Here is a 19,310-nt window from a genome sequence, read left to right as displayed (position 1 = left end):
CGCGGCTTCGGTCCCGTTCGCCTCGATCGCCCCTCGCGCAATCTGGAGATTGCGCGTAGAGTGAGGGTCATGAGCATCGCACTTCCGATCCGGCCAGGCACCGCCCTCGGCGACGGCTTCCGCATGCTGCTCGAGGCCGCGGGCAACGGTGCCCTGCTCGCGGAGCTGCTCGGGGTCACACCGTCCCAGGTGACGCGCTGGAAGCAGGGCACGCAGACCCCGTCGCCCGAGTCGGCACGCACCATCATGGACTTCGCCTACATCGTGGCTCGCGCCGAGTCGACCATGCACACGAAGGTCGTGCCGATCTGGCTCGACTCGCCCAACCAGTTCCTGCGCGGATCGACCCCCCGGGAGTGCATCAAGCTCGGGCGCATCGCCGAGGTCATCGGCGCGATCGACGCCGAGGATGAGGGCGCATACGCCTGAGCCCCGGGCCCGAACGATGCCGTCCGAAACGATGCGGCTGTACCGCTGCTACCCCCGTGTACCCGGCGCCCGTCGGGGGCGACCGGGACACTGGTCGTACGTGCCGAGCCCGCAGTTGCACGGCCGATGGGACAACGCCGATCTCTACGACTCGTGGTACTTCTCGCGTTCGGCGGTCGGCGCGGTGGCCGAGAGCTTCTACAACAAGCATCGCTGGATCGCAGAGGTGTTCCTGACGCCGGCCGGTCACCCGAGGGCGATCGCGGAGTTCGAATTCTCCGGAGCCCCGCTCCTCGACCTCGACGACGCGGCGACGCTGCTGCGCCTGGGCGTCGCTCCGAGCCGTGTCGTGGTGCAGGATCTGAGCACTACGCAACAGCTCGCCCGGCGGATCTCCGAATCCGACGAGGGAACGCACGCCGGCATCTCGTGGTGGTCGTCGCAGATGCCCTCCGAGACCTCGGTGCTGCTGTGGGGACGGGATCGGCAGCCGCCGCCCGGGCTCCGGCTGGTCGGAGTGCAGAGCCTCAGCCTCGAGCATCCCGCCGTGGTCGAGGCGGCAGCGCGGCTCTTCAGGGTCGTCGGCTGATCGGCCTTCGAGGCCGGGCGTCTCCGGTCGGACGGCGGTGTCAACCGCTCGGCTGGTCAGCCAGTACGGCCGTTCAGATCCGGAATCCCTGGCCCTGCAGGATCAGCGCGAGCACCCGGCGATCCTCCCGGTGCATCACGCCCTCCACGAAGCGCGAGAGCGCCCGTTCGAGGGAGACGGCGCCCCCGCTGCCCGCGACCTTGTGCAGGATCGCGACGAGGGTGCGAGGCGCGAGCACGGCCTCCTCGAGGCCGGGGCGCCCGTCGATCTCGCGCTCGGTGCTCACGTACTCGCCGAATCCCTCCCCGTGCTCGCCCGCGAACACCTGCTGGCTGATGAACGCGGCCCGTGCCACTCGGAACAGCTCGTCGACGCCGATCCCCGGCGGCAGGTCGCCGCGCGGGTCGGCCACCGCGGCCGCCGCGAGCAGTGCGTTCTCGGCCGGGAACTCCTCGTAGCCGAGCCCCGTGTCGGGGTAGTGCACACGGTAGGCGTTCGCACCGAAGCGGTTCACGAGTTCGGCGCTGAGGCGGTCGAGCCCCCGGTAGCGGTGCGGCGTCTGCTCGTTGGCGGTGGCGAGGATCGCGAAGCCCGGTGCGATCCGCACCTCCCGCCCCGCGTCCTCCTGCACCCCGAACGAGTCGCCCGGTCGCAGCTGCAGCACGCGGTTCAGACGCTTCAGGAACTCGGCCGGCATCGCGTTCACCTCGTCGAGGATCACCGGACGCCCCTGCGTCATCGCCCGCAGCAGCGGCCCCGGCACGAAGACGCTCACCGTCGCACCGCCGTCGGCGCGCAGCTCGTGAGTGCCGATCAGCTGGGCGCCCGTGATGTCGCCGTAGCCCGAGACGAACTCAGGATCCCCGCCCACCGCGAGCCGCGAGAGATGCTCGGCGAGCGCCGTCTTCGCGCCGCCCGTCTCACCCACGAGCAGCACGGGGTCCCCGCGCAGCACCGCGGGCAGCGCCTCCGAGATGATGCCGCGCATCTGCGCGGTCTCGAGCAGCCCGCCGCGCAGCTGCCGCGCCGCCTCGCGGAGCCGCAGTGTGCCGAGGGCTTCGAGCACCCCGTCGCGGCGGTCTTCGGAGACGATGGCGGATCGCCAACCGAGCTCGGGGGAGGCACCCGCTGCGGCGCGGAGCTCCCGCGCGCGGATCGCCTCGGATGCGGTCGGGGGCCTGCCCGCCGCGACCGCGCGTCCGATGACAGCATCCGCCTCGGCCAGCAGCCGGGCGAGGGCAGCGCGTTCTCGCCGCGCGGCCACGGCGACGCGGAGCACCGCGGCCCGCTCCGTGAGGGCACGGTCGATCGCCGAGCGGTTCTCGGGATCCTCGAGGATCGTCGCGAGCCGGGCTTCGAGCCGCTCCAGATCGGCCCTGTGGTCCGCGGCCTCGGCGTGCGACGCCGCAGCGGTGAGCGCCCGGCGCACCCTGCGGCGCTCGTCGGTGATGGACCTCGCCTCGTGCAGCACGGGGTCGGCGTCGAAAGCCAGCATGCTCGTCACGCTATCACTGGAGCGGCGCGATCCGGGCGACAGCCGGCCGGCGCGGGCTGCGGCGGCGGCCGGATAGGGTGTGGGCATGGTCGATCATGGCGCAGAGGAGCGGGAGCGGCTGCGCGCGGCCGGCGCGCTGATCGGCGTGCCGGTCTCGGTCTCCGAGGGAGACGCCTGGGAGCTCGACGCGCACGGCCTGCGGGTGGGGCTCGGGTGGTACTCCCGGCGCGGACACGGCCACGACGAGGCGGTCGCGCTGGCGCTGCTGCAGTTGTGGGAGAGCGTGCGCGATGAGCGGACGGCTCCTGACCGCGCGCGCCGCCGGCGCTCCGTGGTCGCCGCGCGCCCCGAGCTGGAGCCCATCGTGGCCGCGGTGGCTCGGCTGCAGGCCGGGGCGGAGCTGCTGGCGGGTCTGCCGGGGCTGCAGGATCGTCTCGCTGCGGCGGTGCGCCGCGGCCTGCCGGCGCAGCCGGGGGAGCAGCCGAGGCACCTGCAGTGGGTGTCGCTGCTGCTGGAGGCCGGGTTCGGGGGCGCAGCCGAACCCGACCCCGATCTCTCACCGGACGTCGCGGCCGAGTGGCGGTCGCTGGATCGGCACGCGCGGGACGCTGGGCGCGCCGCGGCCGGGGTGGGTGCGCAGGTCGAGCTGCTGCGGCGGGTGCTCGGGCCGGATCCCCGACGCGGCCCCCTCGAGCGATTCGAGCGGGCGCTCGCACTGCTGCTCCCTCCCTACGAGCGCCTGCTCGCGCTCGACGCGGCCGAGCGCGGTCTCGGGGATGCCGTGCGGGGCGCGGCGGCGCAGGAGCACGAGGGCGGGGCCGCCCCCGACGACCTGGGCGCCGCCGGTGCGGGCGGCGACGCCGAGCAGGAGGCCCCGGAGGAGGGGGATCAGCGAGGCGACGCCGCGGCTTCGGGCGAGGACGAGCGGGCCCGCGCCGGCGAGGGGAAGCAGGGCGCCGAGGGCGCCGACTTGTTCGCGGCGGAGCAGGCGGGCTTCGTGAGCACCGTGCTGGCGACCCCGATGCCGGCGGAGGGCGCCCTGCTCGAGGCTGCGGCGCTGCCCGAGATCGAAGCGGCTCCGCGGCGAGGCGAGGAGCCGAGGGAAGCGGGCGGCGGGGCCGGAGCCGGGGGCCGCGCCCCGTCGGACTACCGGGCGCGGGTCGCCGAACTGGCCGGGGCGATCGAGCGGATGCGACAGGTCTGGGCGCGCGTCATCGCGGAGCGGGTGGCGCGCGTGCGGTCGACGGGCCGCCGCCCCGCAGCGGAGGGCGAGACGCTGAGCGCGGATGCCCTCGCGCGCGCGGTGGCGGAGGCGCGCGCCGGGGTCGCGCGGCCCGCCGCCTTCCTGCAGCGGGAGATCCGACCCCGGCGGCGCCGGCGGGCGGGCAGCACCGACTACGTGCTGCTCGTCGATCGCTCGGCCTCGATGCAGGGGCGCATCGCGGAGGCCGCGGCCGACGCGGCGCTGATCATGCTGGAGGCCCTCGCCGGCGTGGAGCGCGACATCGCCCACGCCGAGCAGCGGGTCGGGATCGACCTGGACCTCGATATCCGCACGGCCCTCGTGGTGTTCGACGCGGAGCCGCTCGTGGTGAAGCCCCTGAGCCACGGGCTCGACGACGAGGTGCGCCGCGTCATGCACGGCACGATCCGCGCGCCCCGGGGTTCGACGAACGACGGTGCCGCGCTGCGGGCGGCGGCCGTGCAGCTCGGCGTGGTGCCGGGGAGGGAGGGATCCCCGACCTCGGCGCGGGACGGCGTCGAGCGCCGGCGCATCGTGCTGCTCGTCAGCGACGGCGGATCGAACGATCCGGCCGCGGCGGCGGGGGAGCTGCGGCGACTGCGAGCTGCCGGGGCGGCGGTGCACGGCATCGGAATCGGCTCCGACGAGATCGTGCGACGCTACGCTCCGAGCAGCCGGCGCATCGACGAGCCGGGCGCGATCGCCGAGGCGATCCTCGAGCTGGTGGAGGATGAGCTACCGTGAGAGAGGAGTTCATCGGCAGGGGAGGGCGCATGACCGCGACAGAATCGGGGGACCGGATCCGGCTCGTGCGGGCGCTCTTCCCCGATCTGGCGCGCGAGCTCGACGCCGCGCTCGCGGCGGCCGGCGGGAGCGCCTCCGAGAGGTTCGACGCCTGGCTCGACCGCGAGGCCGAGCACCTGCGCTCCGGGGCGCTCGCATCGGTCGCCTTCGGGGACGCACTCGACCAGGCGCAGCGGGAGCGCTTCGAGCGGGCGTTCGAGACTGCTCGGACCGTCGGGGGCTGGATCGGTCTCGCGCCGCCCGAGCCCGAAGCCTTCGCCGAGGCGGGCGTCGACCTCGACGGTCTGGGAGCCGCGCTGGCCGCCGATCCCACGCTCACCCCGGTGCCGGCCCCGTTCGGGATCGGAGCGGAGGGGTGGCGCCGGCTGTACGAGCGCGCCGCGAGCGAGGAGGGCCCGCTCGCCCGCTCCGTCGGCGGATCCCCCCTCGTGCTCGGAGGCGAGGCGGAGCGGGAGTTCTCACTGCTCGATCGGGCCCCTGACGGGGTCCCGGTGGTGCGCTCACAGCATGCGGGGACCGGCTGGACGCTGCGCCTCGTTCCCGCGGGGCTCGCACCCGCAGTGCTCGGCCTGAGCTTCGAGCACGGGCCGCACCCGACGCTGCCCGAGATGCTCATGCTGCAGCTGATGCGCGCGGTGTCGGGGGAGCCGCTCGTCGACGCCCGCAGCTTCACCTGGCTCGCGCACCCGCTCGCGGGCGGGCGCCTGGCGGCTCGCCACGTCTACGACGCGGCCGAGCGCGCGGTGCGCATCAACTGCCGGGAGATCGGCAACCAGGGCCCGCACCTCGGCGCCCGGCCGCCGATCGGCTGAGCGGCGGGATCCGGGCGGAGCCGCCACCGGCGCCGGGCGGCGGCCGCCCGAGCGAACCGTCGTGTGACGGAACATGACACGCCGAGGTGCGACGCGCGAAACCGCGGTGTCAGAATGAGGCCCCGGTCAGCGCGCGACCCTCCGCGCCGACCGGCTCCGAACGGAAAGGCCATCGATGACCCACCCGACCACCGCCCGCGCCGTCGCGGAGGAGCAGCTCGCCGCACTGCCCTCGGACTACGCTGCTCTGAGCGCGCGCTTCCAGCCGATCTTCGACGAGATCGCCGCCGGCGCCCTCGACCGCGAACTCCACCGCACCCTGCCGTTCGACGAGATCCGCGAGCTGAACGCCGCCGGATTCGGCACCCTGCGCGTGCCGGTCGAGCACGGCGGTCCCGGAGCCACGATCGAGACGCTCGTCCGGCTGCTGATCGACCTCGCGCAGGCCGACTCGAACGTGGCGCACCAGTACCGCTCCCACTTCGGCTTCCTCGACTCGCTGCGCTTCCAGCCTGAGGAGATCCAGCGCGTCTGGTACCCGCGGATCCTCGCCGGCGCGACGGTCGGCAACGCCTCCACGGAGAAGGGCGGCAACGCCCTGGGGCGCCTGAGCACGGTCATCTCCGAGACCCCGCGCGGCGCGGTGCTCGACGGCCGCAAGTTCTACACGACGGGCACGATCTTCGCCGACTACACCCGCGTCTCCGCGGCCGTCGAGGGTCGCGACGGCCGCCGCTTCGCCGTCGTCCCCACCGACGCCCCCGGCGTGACGGTGCTCGACGACTGGGACGGTTTCGGGCAGCGGCTGACCGGCACGGGCACCGCGGTCTTCGAGCGCGTCGAGGTCGAACCGGCCGGGCTTCTCGACCGCATCCCGGGCTCGAGCGACGCGGTGCACGAGGCGGCGTTCTTCCAGCTCATCCTGCTCGCGGTGCTCTCGGGCATCGCGCATGCCGCGCGCCGCGACGCCGCGGAGCTCGTCTCGCGTCGCGCTCGCACCTTCAACACGGGATCGGGGCTGCCCTTCCGCGACGACCCGCTCGTCCAGGAGGCCGTGGGACGCATCGCCGCCAAGGCGTACAGCGCCGAGGCGATCGTGGTGCAGACCGCTCGGGTGCTCGACGAGGGCGTCGCGGCGACCGCCGGCAACGCGCCCGCACCCGATGAGGTGCAGTACTCCGAGGTCGCCGTCGAGCACGCCCAGGTCACCGTGCCCGAGCTCGCGCTCGGCGCGGCGCAGGAGCTGTTCCTCACCGTCGGGGCCTCCGCGACCTCGACCTCGAAAGCGCTCGACCGGCACTGGCGGAACGCCCAGACGGTCGCCACCCACAACCCGATCGCCTTCCGCGCGCGTGCGCTCGGCGACTACTGGATCAACGGCGTGCTGCCGGAGGGCCTGAACGCCATCGGCGATGCCCCCGCGAACCCCGCCGAGAACGGAGCATCATCATGACCACGGCACTCCTCGAGCGGCCTCCGGTCGCCGCCCCGGCGAAGCCCCATGAGAAGCGCCGCGTGCTGCTCGCCGCGTTCTCGGGAACGACGATCGAGTGGTATGACTTCTATCTCTACGGCACCGCGGCCGCCCTCATCTTCAACGTGCAGTTCTTCCCGTCGGACAGCGCCTTCGCGTCGACGATCGCCTCGTACGCGTCGCTGGGCGTCGGCTTCCTCGCGCGGCCCCTCGGCGGTGTGATCGCGGGGCACCTCGGCGACCGCATCGGTCGCAAGTCGCTGCTCGTCGCATCCCTGCTCCTGATGGGCGTCGCCTCCTTCCTGATCGGGCTCGTGCCGAACTACGCCGCGATCGGATGGTGGGCCGCCCTCGCGCTCGTGCTGCTCCGCCTCGTGCAGGGCCTCGCCGCGGGCGCGGAGTGGGGCGGATCGGCGCTGCTCTCGGTCGAGCACGCGCCGTCCCATCGCCGCGGGCTCTTCGGATCATTCACCCAGATCGGTTCGGCGGCCGGCATGCTCCTCGCGACCGGCGCCTTCGTCATCGTGCAGGCGCTGACCACGGACGAGCAGTTCCAGGCCTTCGGCTGGCGCATCCCCTTCCTGCTCTCGGCGGTGCTCGTGGCGATCGGACTCTGGATCCGCCTCGGCGTGCGAGACGCGCCCGAGTTCCTGGAGCTCAAGGAGTCCGGCCGCACCGAGCGCACGCCGGTGCGCGTGATCCTCGCGCGGCACTGGCGCCCGCTGCTCGTCACGATCGCGCAGCGCATCGCCCAGAACAGCATCTACTTCCTGATCACCGTGTACGTGCTCGGCTATCTCGTCGACACGCACGGCGACCGCGAGGCCGGCGTGCAGGCCGTGATGATCGCCTCCGCGGTGGGTCTCGTGACGACCCCGTTCTGGGCCTGGCTGTCGGACCGGGTCGGCCGCCGATCCGTCACAGCCTTCGGCTTCGTGATGATCGGCGTCTTCGTCTGGCTCTTCTTCGGCTACCTCTCCGGCGAGTCGCTCGCGCTGCTCCCGCTGCTCATGATCCTCGGCATGAACGTCGCCCACGACGCCGTCTACGGCCCGCAGGCGGCGTGGTTCGCCGAGCAGTTCCCGGTCGAGGTGCGCTACTCCGGCGTGAGCCTGGGCTACCAGCTCGGCTCGGTCATCGGCGGGGGGATCATGCCGATGGTGGCGGCGCTGCTGCTCCAGCTGGGAGGGGGCGCACCGTGGCTGATCTGCGCGTACGTCACCGGTATCGCCGTCATCTCCCTCATCGCGACCCTGGCCGCGAGGGATCCGCGAGGCGCGGCCGTCCGCGCGGCCCGCGCGTCGCAGCAGTAACCCGAGAACCGAGCGAAGGAAGACATGACCCGCGAGATCCTGCTGAACGCGTTCGACATGCTGGCCCCCGTGCACCAGTCGCCGGGGCTGTGGCGGCACCCCGACTCCGGCGTCGAGCGCTATCGGAGGCTCGACTACTGGACCTCCCTCGCGACGACGCTCGAGGAGGGCGGATTCGCCTCGCTGTTCCTCGCCGACATCGTGGGCGTGTACGACGTCTACGGCGGCAACGGCGACCAGGCCGCCCGCGGCGGGGTGCAGTTCCCGCTGCTCGATCCGCTCGTCGCGGTGCCGGCGATGGCCGCGGTCACCGAGCACCTCGGCTTCGGCGTGACCGCCTCCGTGTCGTACGAGCACCCGTACCTCCTCGCACGCACCCTCACGACGCTCGACCACTTCACCGACGGGCGCGTCGCCTGGAACATCGTGACGAGCTACCAGGACTCCGCGGCGCGCAACATCGTCGGCCGCGACGCGCAGGTCCCGCACGACGAGCGCTACGACCGGGCCGACGAGTACCTCGAGGTCATGTACCGGCTGTTCGAGGGCTCCTTCGCGCCGAGCGCGGTGGTCTCCGATCGCGAGCGGGGCGTGTTCGTCGACCCCGAACGGGTGCGCGAGATCCGGCACGACGGCGAGCACTTCCAGGTGCCGGGGCAGGCGCTCGCCGAGCCGGGGCCGCAGCGCACGCCGTTCCTGTTCCAGGCGGGCGCCTCGAAGCGGGGGCAGCGGTTCGCGGTCGATCACGCCGAGGCGATCTTCTTCTCGGGAGGCAGCACGGCGCTCGTGCGCAAGTGGGTGGACGGTGTGCGCGACGGCCTCGAAGCCGAGGGGCGCCCCCGCGACGCGATCAAGATCTTCACGCTCGCGACGGTCGTCGTCGCCGAGACCGACGAGGCCGCGCAGGCACGCCTCGACGAGTATCGCTCGTACGTCGACACCGAGTCTGCGCTCGCGCTCTTCAGCGGCTGGACCGGCGTCGACTTCGCGGGCGCCCGGCCCGAGCAGGAGCTCGAGCACATCGTCACCGACGCGAACCAGTCGGCGCTCGCCTCCTTCACCACGCTCGCCGACGGCACGACGTGGACGGTGCGGGATCTCGCCGAGTTCGTCGCGATCGGCGGTCGCGGCCCCGTGATCGTCGGATCGCCGCAGACCGTCGCCGACGAGCTCGAGCGCTGGATGCGTGAGACCGGCGTCGACGGCTTCAACATCTCGGCCGCGGTGCGCCCGGCCGATCTCGAGCGCTTCGCGCGGCTGGTGTCCCCGGAGCTGCGCCGCCGGGGCCTCCTGCGGGAGCCCGCGGCGGAACCCGTCACACTGCGCGAGCGGCTGGGCGGCCGCGGCCCGCACCTCGCCGAGGACCACCGCGGCGCCGCATACCGCTTCACCGGCTGAAGCGCCGGATCCGCCCGGTCGGGTCCGGCGACCGCTCCCGCCGTGCGCGGTCGCGGGTTCCGGCCGCCTGTCAGAAATGCGTCGTCAGGTTACAGCCCGGTTTTTCGACGGGTTCGCGTTCGTGCATTCTGGTGCCTATGCCCGAACCCGTCGCATCACCCAGCGCCGCCCCCGCGGGGCACGTGCGCATCGCAGAGGTCGAACGCACCTTCCCGACCAGGGAGGGAGCTCGCACGGTGCTGCGTGACCTGTCGCTCGAGGTGCGGCCCGGGGAGATCATCGCGGTCGTCGGCCCCTCCGGCTGCGGCAAATCGACGCTGCTGCGCCTGATCGGCGGGCTCGACCTGCCGACGGCCGGATCCATCACGCTCGACGACGAGGGGATCAGCGCGCACGACGATTCGACGGCGATCGCGTTCCAGGAGCCGAGGCTGATGCCCTGGCGCACGATCGCGCAGAACATCGCGTTGGGCCTGCCCCGCGGCACCCGCGGGCGTCAGGCGAGGGAGCGCGTCGCCGAGCTGCTCGAGCTCGTGGGGCTCGCCCACGCGGCGGATCAGCGCCCGCGCGAGGTCTCCGGCGGCATGGCGCAGCGCGCGTCGCTGGCGCGCGCCCTCGCCCGCAGCCCGCGCGTGCTCCTGCTCGACGAGCCGTTCGGCGCGCTCGACGCGCTCACCCGCCTGAAGATGCACGACCTGCTGCTCGACATCCACCGGGCCCAGCCGACCACGGTCGTGCTGGTCACCCACGACGTCGAGGAGGCGCTCTACCTCGCCGACCGCGTGCTGATGCTCCGCAATCTCCACGCCGCGCAGGCCGGACCCCCGCGGCCCCGGGCACGCATCGTCGCCCTCGGTTCGTCGTCGGGCATCGACGCGCTGGGATCCGTCCGCACCCCGGGCGCCGCCCCCGAGACGGCGCCCGACTCGCGCCGCACGGACGGTTCGATCGCCCGCCTCGTCCCCGTGCCCGGCACCCGCCCTCGCGACCGCGGCGCCCGCGCCTTCACCGATCTGCGCACCAGCCTGCTCGACGGGCTGGGGGTCCACAAGCTCACTACCAAGGAGAACGCATGAGCACCATCACCCGCCGAATCATTCCCGCCACCGCTCTCGCCGGGGCGACGGCGCTGCTCCTGGCCGGCTGCGTGCAGGGGGAGGGCGCCGAGAGCGCCGCCGCGAACGCCGAGGGCGGCGAGTGGTCGACGAGCACCCTGTCGCTCGACTGGGCCACCTACAACCCGCTCAGCCTCGTGGTGAAGGATCAAGGTCTGATCGAGGAGGCGCTCGGCGACTCGGTCGAGGTCAACTGGGAGCAGTCCGCCGGCAGCAACAAGGCGAACGAGCTGCTGCGCTCCGGCTCCGTCGACATCGGCTCGACGGCGGGCTCGGCCGCGCTGTTCGCCCGAGCCAACGGTTCTCCCATCAAGGTGATCGACATCTACTCGCAGCCGGAGTGGTCCGCGCTCGTCGTCGGCCCCGACAGCGATATCACCGATGTCGCGCAGCTCGAGGGCAAGTCCGTCGCGGCCACGAAGGGCACCGACCCCTACTTCTTCCTGCTGCAGGCGCTCGAAGAGGCCGGTCTGAGCCTCGACGACGTCGAGGTGCAGAACGTGCAGCACGCCGACGGCCGGGCGCTCCTCGACGGCGGCTCGGTCGACGCGTGGAGCGGGCTCGACCCCATCATGGCGGCGGCCGAGGTCGAGTCGGGCGACAAGCTCATCTACCGCAACGTTGATTTCAACACCTACGGCTTCCTCAACGCAACCGAGGAGTTCATCACCGATCACCCGGATGTGGCGCAGGTCGTCGTCGACGCCTACGAGGAGGCGCGGGTCTGGGCGCTCGCGCACCCCGAGGAGGCGGCGCAGCTGCTCGCCGACGCGGCCTCGATCGATCTCCAGGTCGCGAAGACCGTGATCGAGGAGCGCTCGAATCTCGACGTCTCGGGCGTGCCGGGCGACGCTCAGGTGCGGGTGCTCGAGAAGATCGCCCCGATCATCGCCGAGTCGGGCGACGTCAAAGGCGGCCAGGAGGCGATCGACGAGGCCATCTCGTCGATCGTCGAGGACGAGTTCGCCCTGAAGGCGACCGAATGACCGCAGATACGGCCGCGGTCGCGGGCGCGGCGCAGCAGCGCACCTCGCCGCGACCCTCCCCGTGGTCGCGCACCTGGGTGAGGGTCGCCGGCGGCTTCGTCGTGCCGGTCGCCATCATCGCGGTGTGGCAGTTCGTCACGGGATCGGGCATGGTACCCGAGTACCGGCTCCCGAGTCCCTGGTCGGTCGTGGAGGCGGGGATCGAGCTCGTGCAGCGGGGCGAGCTGTGGCTGCACGTCGCCATCTCGGTGCAGCGCGTCTTCATCGGCTTCGCGGTCGGCTCGCTCGTGGCGCTCGCGATGGCGGCGATCGTGGGGCTGTCGCGGATCGGCGGCGTGCTGCTCGCCCCGATGCTGGTCGCGTTGCGCGCCGTCCCGTCGCTGGCGTGGGTGCCGCTGCTCATCCTGTGGATGCAGGTCGGCGAGGAGTCGAAGGTGACGCTCGTCGCCATCGGCGCGTTCTTCCCCGTGTACACCACGGTGGCCGACGCGCTCAGGCACGTCGACCCCCAACTGGTCGAGGCCGGGCGCACCTTCGGCCTGCGGGGCTGGTCGCTGTTCCGCACGGTGCAGCTGCCCGCCGTCGTTCCCGCGGTCGTCTCAGGCCTGCGGCTCGCGCTCGCGCAGTCCTGGCTGTTCCTCGTCGCGGCCGAGCTGCTGGGCGCCTCGATGGGCCTCGGGTGGATGCTCAGTGATTCGCAGCAGACGGGGCGGGTGGATCGGATCCTGCTCGCCATCGTGCTGCTCGCCCTGCTCGGCACGATCACCAACGCGATCCTCGTGCTGTTCGAGAAGGCCGTGCTCAGGAGGTGGATGTGAACGCCGAAGCGCGTCTCGCGGAGACGCGAACCTTCCCCGCACCCGCCGCCCTGGCGGCCGAGGCGAACGTGGACGCGTCGATCTACGCGGCCGCGGCCGCCGACCCGATCGCCTTCTGGGAGCGCGCGGCCGAGCGGTTGCACTGGGCGGAGCGGTGGCGCACCGCGCACACCTGGGAACCCCCGCTGGAAGGACCCGACGGCCTCACGGTGCCCCGGGCCGAGTGGTTCGCGGGCGGCTCGCTCAACGTGGCGTTCAACTGCGTCGACCGCCATGTGGAGGCCGGCCGGGGCGACAAGGTCGCACTGTACTTCGAGGGCGAGCCCGGCGATCGCGAGGCCGTGACCTACGCGGATCTGCAGCGCCGGGTCTCGCAGGCGGCGAACGGGCTGCTCGCGCTCGGCATCGAGCCGGGCGATCGGGTGGTCGTGTACCTCCCCGTGCTCGTCGAGACCGTGGTGATCGCCCTCGCCTGCGCGAGGATCGGCGCGGTCCACTCGCTCGTGTTCGGCGGCTTCTCGGCCGAGGCCGTGCGATTCCGCCTCGAGGATACAGGGGCCAGACTGCTGGTCACGAGCGACGGGCAGTACCGGCGCGGCAGGGCGGTCGAGGTCAAGTCGGCGGCCGACGAGGCGGCGCGGGATCTGCCGCACCTCGAGCACGTGCTCGTCGTGCGCCGCACGGGTCTCGACGTGCCGTGGACCGAGGGGCGGGACGTGTGGTGGCACGAGGCGATCGGGGCGCAGCCGGAGCACCATGATCCCGAGCCCTTCGACGCCGAGCACCCGCTCTTCATCATCTACACCTCGGGTACCACGGGTAAGCCGAAGGGCCTCGTGCACACCTCGGGCGGCTATCTCGCGCACGCGAGCTGGGCCCACTGGGCGCACTTCGACGCGAAACCCGACGACGTGCACTGGTGCACCGCCGACCTCGCGTGGGTCACGGCGCACACCTACGAGATCTACGGCCCGCTCTCGAACGGGCTCACGCAGGTGATCTACGAGGGCACCCCCGACACCCCGCACCGCGGACGGCACCTCGAGATCATCGAGCGCTACGGCGTGACCGTGTACTACACGGCCCCCACGCTGATCCGCACCCTCATGACCTGGTTCGGCGACGAACTCCCCGCCGCCCACGAGCCGAGCGGACACGACCTCTCGTCGATCCGGCTGCTCGGCACCGTCGGCGAGGCCATCAACCCCGAGGCGTGGGTCTGGTTCCGGCGCAACTTCGGGCGCGACGAGGTGCCGGTGATCGACACCTGGTGGCAGTCGGAGACCGGCGCCGCCATGATCGCGCCGCTCCCCGGCGTCACGACGCTCAAGCCAGGATCGGCGACGGTCCCCCTGCCCGGAATCGATATGGCCGTCGTCGACGAGCACGGGGAACCCGTCGCCCCGGGCCGCGCGGGAACCCTCGTCGCGCGCCGCCCCTGGCCGGGCATGGCGCGCACCGTCTGGGGCGATCCCGAGCGCTACCGCGACTCGTACTGGGCCGCGTACGCCGGCAAGGGGGAGCACGGGGGCTACTACGTGGCGGGGGACGGAGCCACGGTCGACGCCGACGGCTGCATCTGGATCCTCGGCCGCCTCGACGACGTCGTGAACGTCTCGGGGCACCGCCTCTCGACCATCGAGATCGAGTCGTCGCTCGTCGCGCACCCCGCCGTCGGCGAAGCCGGCGTGACCGGCGTGAGCGATGCCGTCACCGGGCAGGCGGTCGCCGCGTTCGTGGTGGACGGCGCGGCCGGGGAGGCCGACCACGACGAGCTCCGCGCGCGGGTCGCCCGAGACATCGGGCCGATCGCGAAACCGAAGATCGTGGTCCGCGTGCCAGAGCTCCCCAAGACCCGCTCGGGCAAGATCCTGCGCCGACTGCTCGCGCAGTTGTGGCAGGGCGACCCGCTCGGCGACACCACCAGCCTGCAGAACCCCTGGGCCGTCGAGGGCGTGCGCGAAGCCGTGCGCCTGGCCCAGCACCAGCATCTTCCAGAGAAGGAGAACAGATGAGCGAGCACCGTTTCGGGTTCCGCACCCGGGCCCTCCACGCGGGCGGCACACCCGACGCCGCCACCGGCGCGCGAGCCGTGCCGATCTACCAGACCACGTCGTTCGTGTTCGACGACGCGCAGGACGCGGCGAGCCTCTTCGCCCTGCAGAAGTACGGCAACATCTACTCGCGCATCGGCAACCCCACCGTCGCGGCGCTCGAGGAGCGGATTGCCTCGCTCGAGGGCGGCATCGGCGCGGTCGCGACCGCGAGCGGCATGTCGGCCGAGTTCATCACCTTCGCGGCGTTGGTCGGTCAGGGCGACCACATCGTCGCCTCGGCGCAGCTCTACGGCGGCACCGTCACCCAGCTCGACGTGACGCTGCGCCGCTTCGGCGTCGACACGACGTTCGTCGCGAGCTCCGACCCCGAGGAGTTCCGCCGCGCGATCCGCGCGAACACCAAGGTGCTGTACGTCGAGGTGATCGGCAACCCCGGGGGAGAGATCGCCGATCTCGAGGGCCTCGCGGCCGTCGCGCACGAGGCGGGCATCCCGCTCGTCGTCGACGCCACCCTCGCGACGCCCTACCTCGTGCGGCCGATCGAGCACGGCGCCGACATCGTGATCCACTCGGTCACGAAGTTCCTCGGCGGGCACGGCACCACGCTCGGCGGCGTCGTCGTCGAGGCCGGCACCTTCGACTGGGGCAACGGCAAGTTCCCGTCGATGACCGAGCCCGTCGAGTCGTACGGCGGCATCCGCTGGTGGGACAACTTCGGCGAGTACGGATTCCTCACCAAGCTCCGCAGCGAGCAACTGCGCGACATCGGTCCGGCGCTGAGTCCCCAGGCCGCCTTCAACCTGCTGCAGGGCGTCGAGACGCTGCCGCAGCGCATCGACGCGCACGTCGCGAACGCCCGGATCGTGGCCGAGTGGCTCGCGAGCGACCCCCGCGTGTCGTTCGTCACCTGGGCGGGACTCGACGGCCACCCGCATCAGGAGCGCGCGCAGAAGTACCTGCCGCTCGGCCCGGGATCGGTGTTCGCGTTCGGGGTACGGCCCACCGGCAGCTTCGATTCCGAGAGCGAGCGCCTGCAGGCGGCGCGCGAGACGGGTTCGACCTTCATCGACTCGCTGCAGCTGGCGAGCCACCTCGCGAACATCGGCGACGCCCGCACGCTGGTAATCCACCCGGCCTCCACCACGCACCAGCAGCTCACGCCCGAGCAGCTCGAGGCCGGGGGAGTGCCCGCCGACCTCATCAGAATCTCGGTCGGTCTCGAAGACCCGGAGGATATCGTGTGGGACCTGGATCAGGCCCTCGTACAGGCGACAGGAGCGCACCGATGAACGACAACACCCCCGACACCGCTGCGGATACCGCCGCGGGCGCGGCTTGCGCCCTGCCGGCTCCCGCTCCCGAGGCGGCACGTGCGGAGCGCACCTGGCGCGCGCCGAACGCGGCGGAGCGCCTCGGCATCCTGCGCCGGGCGAAATCGATCGCGATCGTCGGCGCGTCGAACAATCCCGCGCGGGCGAGCTACTTCGTCGCCACCTACCTGCTGACGAGCTCGCCCTACGACGTGTACTTCGTGAACCCGCGAGCCGATCGGATCCTCGGGCAGCAGGTCTACGCGTCGCTCGCCGATCTGCCGGTGGTGCCCGACATCGTCGACGTGTTCCGCAAGCACGACGATCTGCCCGACGTCGCACGGGAGGCGGTCGAGATCGGCGCGAAGGCGCTCTGGCTGCAGCTCGGATCGTGGAACGAGGAGGCTGCGCGCATCGCCGAGGCCGCCGGGCTCGACGTGGTCATGGACCGCTGCGTCAAGATCGAGCACGCCCGCTTCCACGGCGGTCTGCACCTCGCCGGCTTCGACACCGGCGTCATCTCCTCGAAGCGGCAGGTCGTCTCGCGGTAGCCGCGCCGAGGCGGCCCGTACTACGCCAGGCGGGTCGCCTCGGTCTCCGCGTCGAGCTCTGCCGCGGCCCTGACCTCGTCGCGGCGACCGTCGGCCGAGAGCCGCAGGCCCGTCTCGCTCGCCGAGAGCAGGTGTTTGAGCGCGCGGGTGAGCGCGCGGAAGCCCTCGGCCGCCACCGCGACGTCGGGTGCCGAGTGGTCGATGCCGAGCGCGGAGAGCGCGTCGCCGATGGCGCCGGCCGCGAGGTAGTCCTCGACCGCGAACTCGCCGTCGTCGCCCGCGAGCACCAGGTTGATCGCGGTGCGCCCGCCGCGGTCGAGCTGCTCGCGGAACACCGCGTTCGCCGTCGCGGTCGCATTGCGCAGCGAGCCCGCGAACACCGTCGGGCGCCCGGCGAGTCCGACGGCCTGCGCGGCCAGCTCGTCGGGGGAGCCGATCGCGTCGACGACCACCACGATGTCGGCCTCCGCGAGGCGCGCGAGCGCCGCGGCGCCCCATCCGAGTCGGACCTGGTACGTCGATTGCGCGCGGGAATCAGTCATCCCGCCAGTGTACGAGCGGCGCGGCACCGCGCCGGACTTCGAGGTCACGGAGCGTCACAGTAGCGGTCTCGGCCCTGGCGCGCCGCGGACGACGGCGTAGAATCGCGGACATGGCATATGAAGTCTCGAAATCGGAAGATGAATGGCGCGAGCAGCTCACCGAGGAGCAGTACGCGGTGCTGCGCCAGGCCGGTACCGAGCGCGCGTGGACGGGCGAACTGCTCGACGAGGAGCGGGCGGGGCTCTACACCTGCGCCGCCTGCGGCAATGAGCTGTTCGTGAGCGGCACCAAGTTCGACTCCCACTGCGGCTGGCCGAGCTTCTACGACGCGGTGAACCCCGACGCGGTCGAGCTGCTCGAGGACAACTCGCTCGGCATGGAGCGCACGGAGGTGCGCTGCGCCCGCTGCGGCGGTCACCTCGGGCACGTCTTCCCCGACGGATTCGGCACGCCCACCGGCCAGCGCTACTGCATGAACTCGCTGTCGCTGGACTTCAAGCCGGAGGAGTGAGCGGCGGGAGCGCTCCTCCCGCCCCTAGCTCCACACGCTGGGCGCAGCCGCGCGCGTCGACGGCAGGCGGCTCGCCCGACCCCACGCGAGGACGTCCTCCGGGACTCGCAGCCGATCAGGATCCGCCCCGCTCTTCTCGATGACCTCGGGCACCGGCACCGTGCCGCCGTCGCGACGGAGAATGCGACCCCGCACCACGGCGCGCGCGTAGACCTCGGCGCGCCCCTGCGCATCGGGGCGCACGAAGCGCTGCTCGATGAACACCGCCTGATCGTCGAAGCCGAGGATGCGCGACTCGATCCAGAACCGCATCCACGGGTTCAGCGACTTGCGATACGAGATCGTCTGCCCCACGACGACGGAGTACCAGCCCTCGCGCTTGAACAGATCGACGACCCCGTTGCGCTGGATCAGGTCGAAGCGGGCGACATCCATGACCGACAGGTACTTGCCGTTGTTCATGTGCCGCAGCACGTCGAGGTCCGTGGGCCAAACCCGGAAGCGGGATCGCGAGACGTCGCCGAAGCCGAGGCGGCGTCCCCGCGGAGCCACGAACCAGAGATGCCAGAAGGTGCGGAAGAGCATGTGCATCTCGGCAGGATAGGGTTGCCCCGACCCGCCCGCACCCCGTTTGTGGGGGACCTGCAAGTCTTCGCACCCGGAAGCGGTGTAAACTGTATCGGCGCTGCTCTGGCGCTCGAACCCGATAGAACCCGGAGAATACCCGTATGGCAACCTCGAACGACATCAAGAACGGCACCGTGATCAAGGAGAACGGTCAGCTCTGGAGCGTGGTCGAGTTCCAGCACGTGAAGCCGGGCAAGGGCGGCGCCTTCGTGCGCACCAAGCAGAAGAACGTCGTCTCGGGCAAGATCATCGACAAGACCTACAACGCGGGCGCCAAGATCGAGACCGCCAACGTCGACCGCCGCGACTACCAGTACCTCTACCAGGACGGCGCGGACTTCGTCTTCATGGACAAGAGCGACTACGACCAGCTCACCGTGTCGGGCACCGTCGTCGGCGACGCGGCGAAGTTCATGCTCGAGAACCAGGACGTGCAGATCGCGCTGCACGAGGGCGACCCGCTCTACCTCGAGCTGCCCGCCTCGGTCGTGCTCGAGATCACCTATACCGAGCCCGGCCTGCAGGGCGACCGCTCGACCGGCGGCACCAAGCCCGCCACCGTCGAGACCGGCGCCGAGATCCAGGTGCCGCTGTTCCTCGAGACCGGCACGAAGGTCAAGGTCGACACCCGCACGGGCGACTACCTCGGCCGCGTCAACGACTAGTACCGTTGTCAGCCCGGACCAAGGCGCGCAAGCGCGCCCTCGACATGCTCTTCCAGGCCGATGTGCGCGGCGAGTCGATCATCACGATCGTGAACGCCGAGGCGCAGCGGGCCTCGGGCGAACCGGATCGCGCGGCCTCCTGGCTGTACGCCCGTGAGATCGTGGACGGCGTCACCGACCACCGCGACCAGATCGACGAGCTCATCATGAGCTACGCGCAGGGGTGGACGCTGGAGCGCATGCCCAACGTCGACCGCGCCCTGCTGCGCCTCGCCACCTGGGAGATCCTCTTCAACGAGGAGGTCCCCGCGGCCGTCGCGATCGACGAGGCGGTGGAGCTCGCGAAGGAGTACTCCACCGACGACTCCAGCCGCTTCGTCAACGGCGTGCTCGGCCGCATCGCCGACTACGCCCAGGCGTAGTCCGATCCGGCCCGACCGACCAGGCCAGGATGCGGAACACCCGCGCTGAAGTGCGCCCGGAAACACCCCTCGAAAGGCGGATTTCGCACGAGATACGATTGCATCGCGTGCGAAATCCGCCTTTCGGCTATGATCCCGTGGATCATCG

Annotated in this window: 19 protein-coding genes; 16 read left to right on the top strand and 3 right to left on the bottom strand. The window is 72.0% G+C overall.

Going from position 1 to position 19,310, the window contains the following annotated elements; genetic code table 11:
- Positions 1-69: 69 nt before the first annotated feature.
- Entirely contained in the window at positions 70-429 is a 360-nt protein-coding gene (locus KVY00_RS01625) for a helix-turn-helix domain-containing protein (protein WP_223044020.1), read from the top strand.
- Positions 410-1,018, top strand: a complete 609-nt coding sequence (locus KVY00_RS01620; protein ID WP_394358259.1) for an RES family NAD+ phosphorylase — start codon at positions 410-412, stop codon at positions 1,016-1,018. Before KVY00_RS01625 ends, KVY00_RS01620 begins: the two co-directional genes overlap by 20 nt.
- Before the next feature lie 73 nt (positions 1,019-1,091).
- On the opposite strand, the gene KVY00_RS01615 is transcribed toward KVY00_RS01620, so the two are convergent.
- Complete coding sequence (locus KVY00_RS01615; RefSeq protein ID WP_255572836.1) at positions 1,092-2,513, bottom strand: AAA family ATPase; 1,422 nt, start codon at positions 2,511-2,513, stop codon at positions 1,092-1,094.
- Between the two features lie 85 nt (positions 2,514-2,598).
- Between KVY00_RS01615 and KVY00_RS01610 the strand changes: the two genes are divergently transcribed.
- From KVY00_RS01610 to KVY00_RS01560, 11 genes are all read left to right on the top strand, one after another.
- Positions 2,599-4,500: a vWA domain-containing protein gene (locus KVY00_RS01610; RefSeq protein ID WP_223044017.1), complete on the top strand. Its 1,902-nt coding sequence runs from the start codon at positions 2,599-2,601 to the stop codon at positions 4,498-4,500.
- A gap of 29 nt (positions 4,501-4,529) precedes the next feature.
- Positions 4,530-5,372, top strand: coding sequence for a hypothetical protein (locus tag KVY00_RS01605; RefSeq protein ID WP_223044016.1), 843 nt, complete (start codon positions 4,530-4,532; stop codon positions 5,370-5,372).
- Between the two features lie 175 nt (positions 5,373-5,547).
- Positions 5,548-6,825, top strand: coding sequence for an acyl-CoA dehydrogenase family protein (locus KVY00_RS01600; RefSeq protein WP_223044015.1), 1,278 nt, complete (start codon positions 5,548-5,550; stop codon positions 6,823-6,825).
- Positions 6,822-8,159: an MFS transporter gene (locus tag KVY00_RS01595; protein WP_223044014.1), complete on the top strand. Its 1,338-nt coding sequence runs from the start codon at positions 6,822-6,824 to the stop codon at positions 8,157-8,159. The genes KVY00_RS01600 and KVY00_RS01595 overlap by 4 nt, the downstream gene beginning before the upstream one ends.
- 24 nt (positions 8,160-8,183) lie before the next feature.
- Complete coding sequence (locus KVY00_RS01590; protein WP_223044013.1) at positions 8,184-9,557, top strand: LLM class flavin-dependent oxidoreductase; 1,374 nt, start codon at positions 8,184-8,186, stop codon at positions 9,555-9,557.
- A 137-nt stretch (positions 9,558-9,694) separates the two neighbouring features.
- Positions 9,695-10,633: an ABC transporter ATP-binding protein gene (locus tag KVY00_RS01585; RefSeq protein ID WP_223044012.1), complete on the top strand. Its 939-nt coding sequence runs from the start codon at positions 9,695-9,697 to the stop codon at positions 10,631-10,633.
- Entirely contained in the window at positions 10,630-11,658 is a 1,029-nt protein-coding gene (locus KVY00_RS01580) for an aliphatic sulfonate ABC transporter substrate-binding protein (RefSeq protein ID WP_223044011.1), read from the top strand. Before KVY00_RS01585 ends, KVY00_RS01580 begins: the two co-directional genes overlap by 4 nt.
- On the top strand, positions 11,655-12,476 hold the full coding sequence (locus KVY00_RS01575) for an ABC transporter permease (protein WP_223044010.1): 822 nt from the start codon (positions 11,655-11,657) through the stop codon (positions 12,474-12,476). The genes KVY00_RS01580 and KVY00_RS01575 overlap by 4 nt, the downstream gene beginning before the upstream one ends.
- Positions 12,467-14,491, top strand: coding sequence for an acetate--CoA ligase (gene acs / locus KVY00_RS01570; protein WP_223044009.1), 2,025 nt, complete (start codon positions 12,467-12,469; stop codon positions 14,489-14,491). Before KVY00_RS01575 ends, acs begins: the two co-directional genes overlap by 10 nt.
- Positions 14,488-15,822, top strand: a complete 1,335-nt coding sequence (locus KVY00_RS01565) for an O-acetylhomoserine aminocarboxypropyltransferase/cysteine synthase family protein (protein ID WP_223044008.1) — start codon at positions 14,488-14,490, stop codon at positions 15,820-15,822. The genes acs and KVY00_RS01565 overlap by 4 nt, the downstream gene beginning before the upstream one ends.
- Positions 15,819-16,394 (top strand): CoA-binding protein, encoded by a 576-nt coding sequence (locus KVY00_RS01560; protein WP_223044007.1) that lies wholly within the window; start codon positions 15,819-15,821, stop codon positions 16,392-16,394. Before KVY00_RS01565 ends, KVY00_RS01560 begins: the two co-directional genes overlap by 4 nt.
- Positions 16,395-16,414: 20 nt before the next feature.
- On the opposite strand, the gene KVY00_RS01555 is transcribed toward KVY00_RS01560, so the two are convergent.
- Complete coding sequence (locus KVY00_RS01555) at positions 16,415-16,936, bottom strand: 2-phosphosulfolactate phosphatase (RefSeq protein ID WP_223044006.1); 522 nt, start codon at positions 16,934-16,936, stop codon at positions 16,415-16,417.
- Positions 16,937-17,046: 110 nt separating this feature from the next.
- On the opposite strand from KVY00_RS01555, the gene msrB reads away from it, so the two are divergent.
- Entirely contained in the window at positions 17,047-17,448 is a 402-nt protein-coding gene (gene msrB / locus KVY00_RS01550; RefSeq protein ID WP_223044005.1) for a peptide-methionine (R)-S-oxide reductase MsrB, read from the top strand.
- Between the two features lie 24 nt (positions 17,449-17,472).
- Here msrB and KVY00_RS01545 read toward each other — a convergent pair whose 3' ends face one another.
- Positions 17,473-18,039 carry a thioesterase family protein gene (locus tag KVY00_RS01545; protein ID WP_223044004.1) on the bottom strand — a complete coding sequence of 189 codons (567 nt, stop codon included), beginning with the start codon at positions 18,037-18,039 and terminating at the stop codon, positions 17,473-17,475.
- Positions 18,040-18,176: 137 nt separating this feature from the next.
- Between KVY00_RS01545 and efp the strand changes: the two genes are divergently transcribed.
- Positions 18,177-18,740: an elongation factor P gene (gene efp / locus KVY00_RS01540; RefSeq protein WP_223044003.1), complete on the top strand. Its 564-nt coding sequence runs from the start codon at positions 18,177-18,179 to the stop codon at positions 18,738-18,740.
- A gap of 5 nt (positions 18,741-18,745) precedes the next feature.
- The gene (nusB, locus tag KVY00_RS01535; RefSeq protein ID WP_223044002.1) at positions 18,746-19,162 is read left to right on the top strand and encodes a transcription antitermination factor NusB; all 417 of its coding nucleotides are present in this window, start codon (positions 18,746-18,748) and stop codon (positions 19,160-19,162) included.
- The last annotated feature ends 148 nt before the right edge of the window (positions 19,163-19,310 follow it).

It is taken from the genome of Leucobacter tenebrionis (genome assembly GCF_019884725.1).
In the GTDB taxonomy this organism is placed as follows: Bacteria; Actinomycetota; Actinomycetes; order Actinomycetales; family Microbacteriaceae; genus Leucobacter; species Leucobacter tenebrionis.
The sequence above is the reverse complement of the archived record's forward strand: the minus strand, read 5'-3'. Positions and strand labels throughout refer to the sequence as shown.

Coding starts and splice junctions, on each gene's coding strand:
- msrB (WP_223044005.1), top strand. CDS start 17,047: ATGGCATATGAAGTCTCGAAATCGGAAGATGAATGGCGCGAGCAGCTC.
- KVY00_RS01595 (WP_223044014.1), top strand. CDS start 6,822: ATGACCACGGCACTCCTCGAGCGGCCTCCGGTCGCCGCCCCGGCGAAG.
- KVY00_RS01555 (WP_223044006.1), bottom strand. CDS start 16,936: ATGACTGATTCCCGCGCGCAATCGACGTACCAGGTCCGACTCGGATGG.
- KVY00_RS01585 (WP_223044012.1), top strand. CDS start 9,695: ATGCCCGAACCCGTCGCATCACCCAGCGCCGCCCCCGCGGGGCACGTG.
- KVY00_RS01560 (WP_223044007.1), top strand. CDS start 15,819: ATGAACGACAACACCCCCGACACCGCTGCGGATACCGCCGCGGGCGCG.
- KVY00_RS01610 (WP_223044017.1), top strand. CDS start 2,599: ATGGTCGATCATGGCGCAGAGGAGCGGGAGCGGCTGCGCGCGGCCGGC.
- KVY00_RS01565 (WP_223044008.1), top strand. CDS start 14,488: ATGAGCGAGCACCGTTTCGGGTTCCGCACCCGGGCCCTCCACGCGGGC.
- KVY00_RS01620 (WP_394358259.1), top strand. CDS start 410: ATGAGGGCGCATACGCCTGAGCCCCGGGCCCGAACGATGCCGTCCGAA.
- KVY00_RS01575 (WP_223044010.1), top strand. CDS start 11,655: ATGACCGCAGATACGGCCGCGGTCGCGGGCGCGGCGCAGCAGCGCACC.
- KVY00_RS01615 (WP_255572836.1), bottom strand. CDS start 2,513: ATGCTGGCTTTCGACGCCGACCCCGTGCTGCACGAGGCGAGGTCCATC.
- KVY00_RS01625 (WP_223044020.1), top strand. CDS start 70: ATGAGCATCGCACTTCCGATCCGGCCAGGCACCGCCCTCGGCGACGGC.
- KVY00_RS01605 (WP_223044016.1), top strand. CDS start 4,530: ATGACCGCGACAGAATCGGGGGACCGGATCCGGCTCGTGCGGGCGCTC.
- KVY00_RS01545 (WP_223044004.1), bottom strand. CDS start 18,039: ATGCACATGCTCTTCCGCACCTTCTGGCATCTCTGGTTCGTGGCTCCG.
- efp (WP_223044003.1), top strand. CDS start 18,177: ATGGCAACCTCGAACGACATCAAGAACGGCACCGTGATCAAGGAGAAC.
- KVY00_RS01600 (WP_223044015.1), top strand. CDS start 5,548: ATGACCCACCCGACCACCGCCCGCGCCGTCGCGGAGGAGCAGCTCGCC.
- KVY00_RS01590 (WP_223044013.1), top strand. CDS start 8,184: ATGACCCGCGAGATCCTGCTGAACGCGTTCGACATGCTGGCCCCCGTG.
- KVY00_RS01580 (WP_223044011.1), top strand. CDS start 10,630: ATGAGCACCATCACCCGCCGAATCATTCCCGCCACCGCTCTCGCCGGG.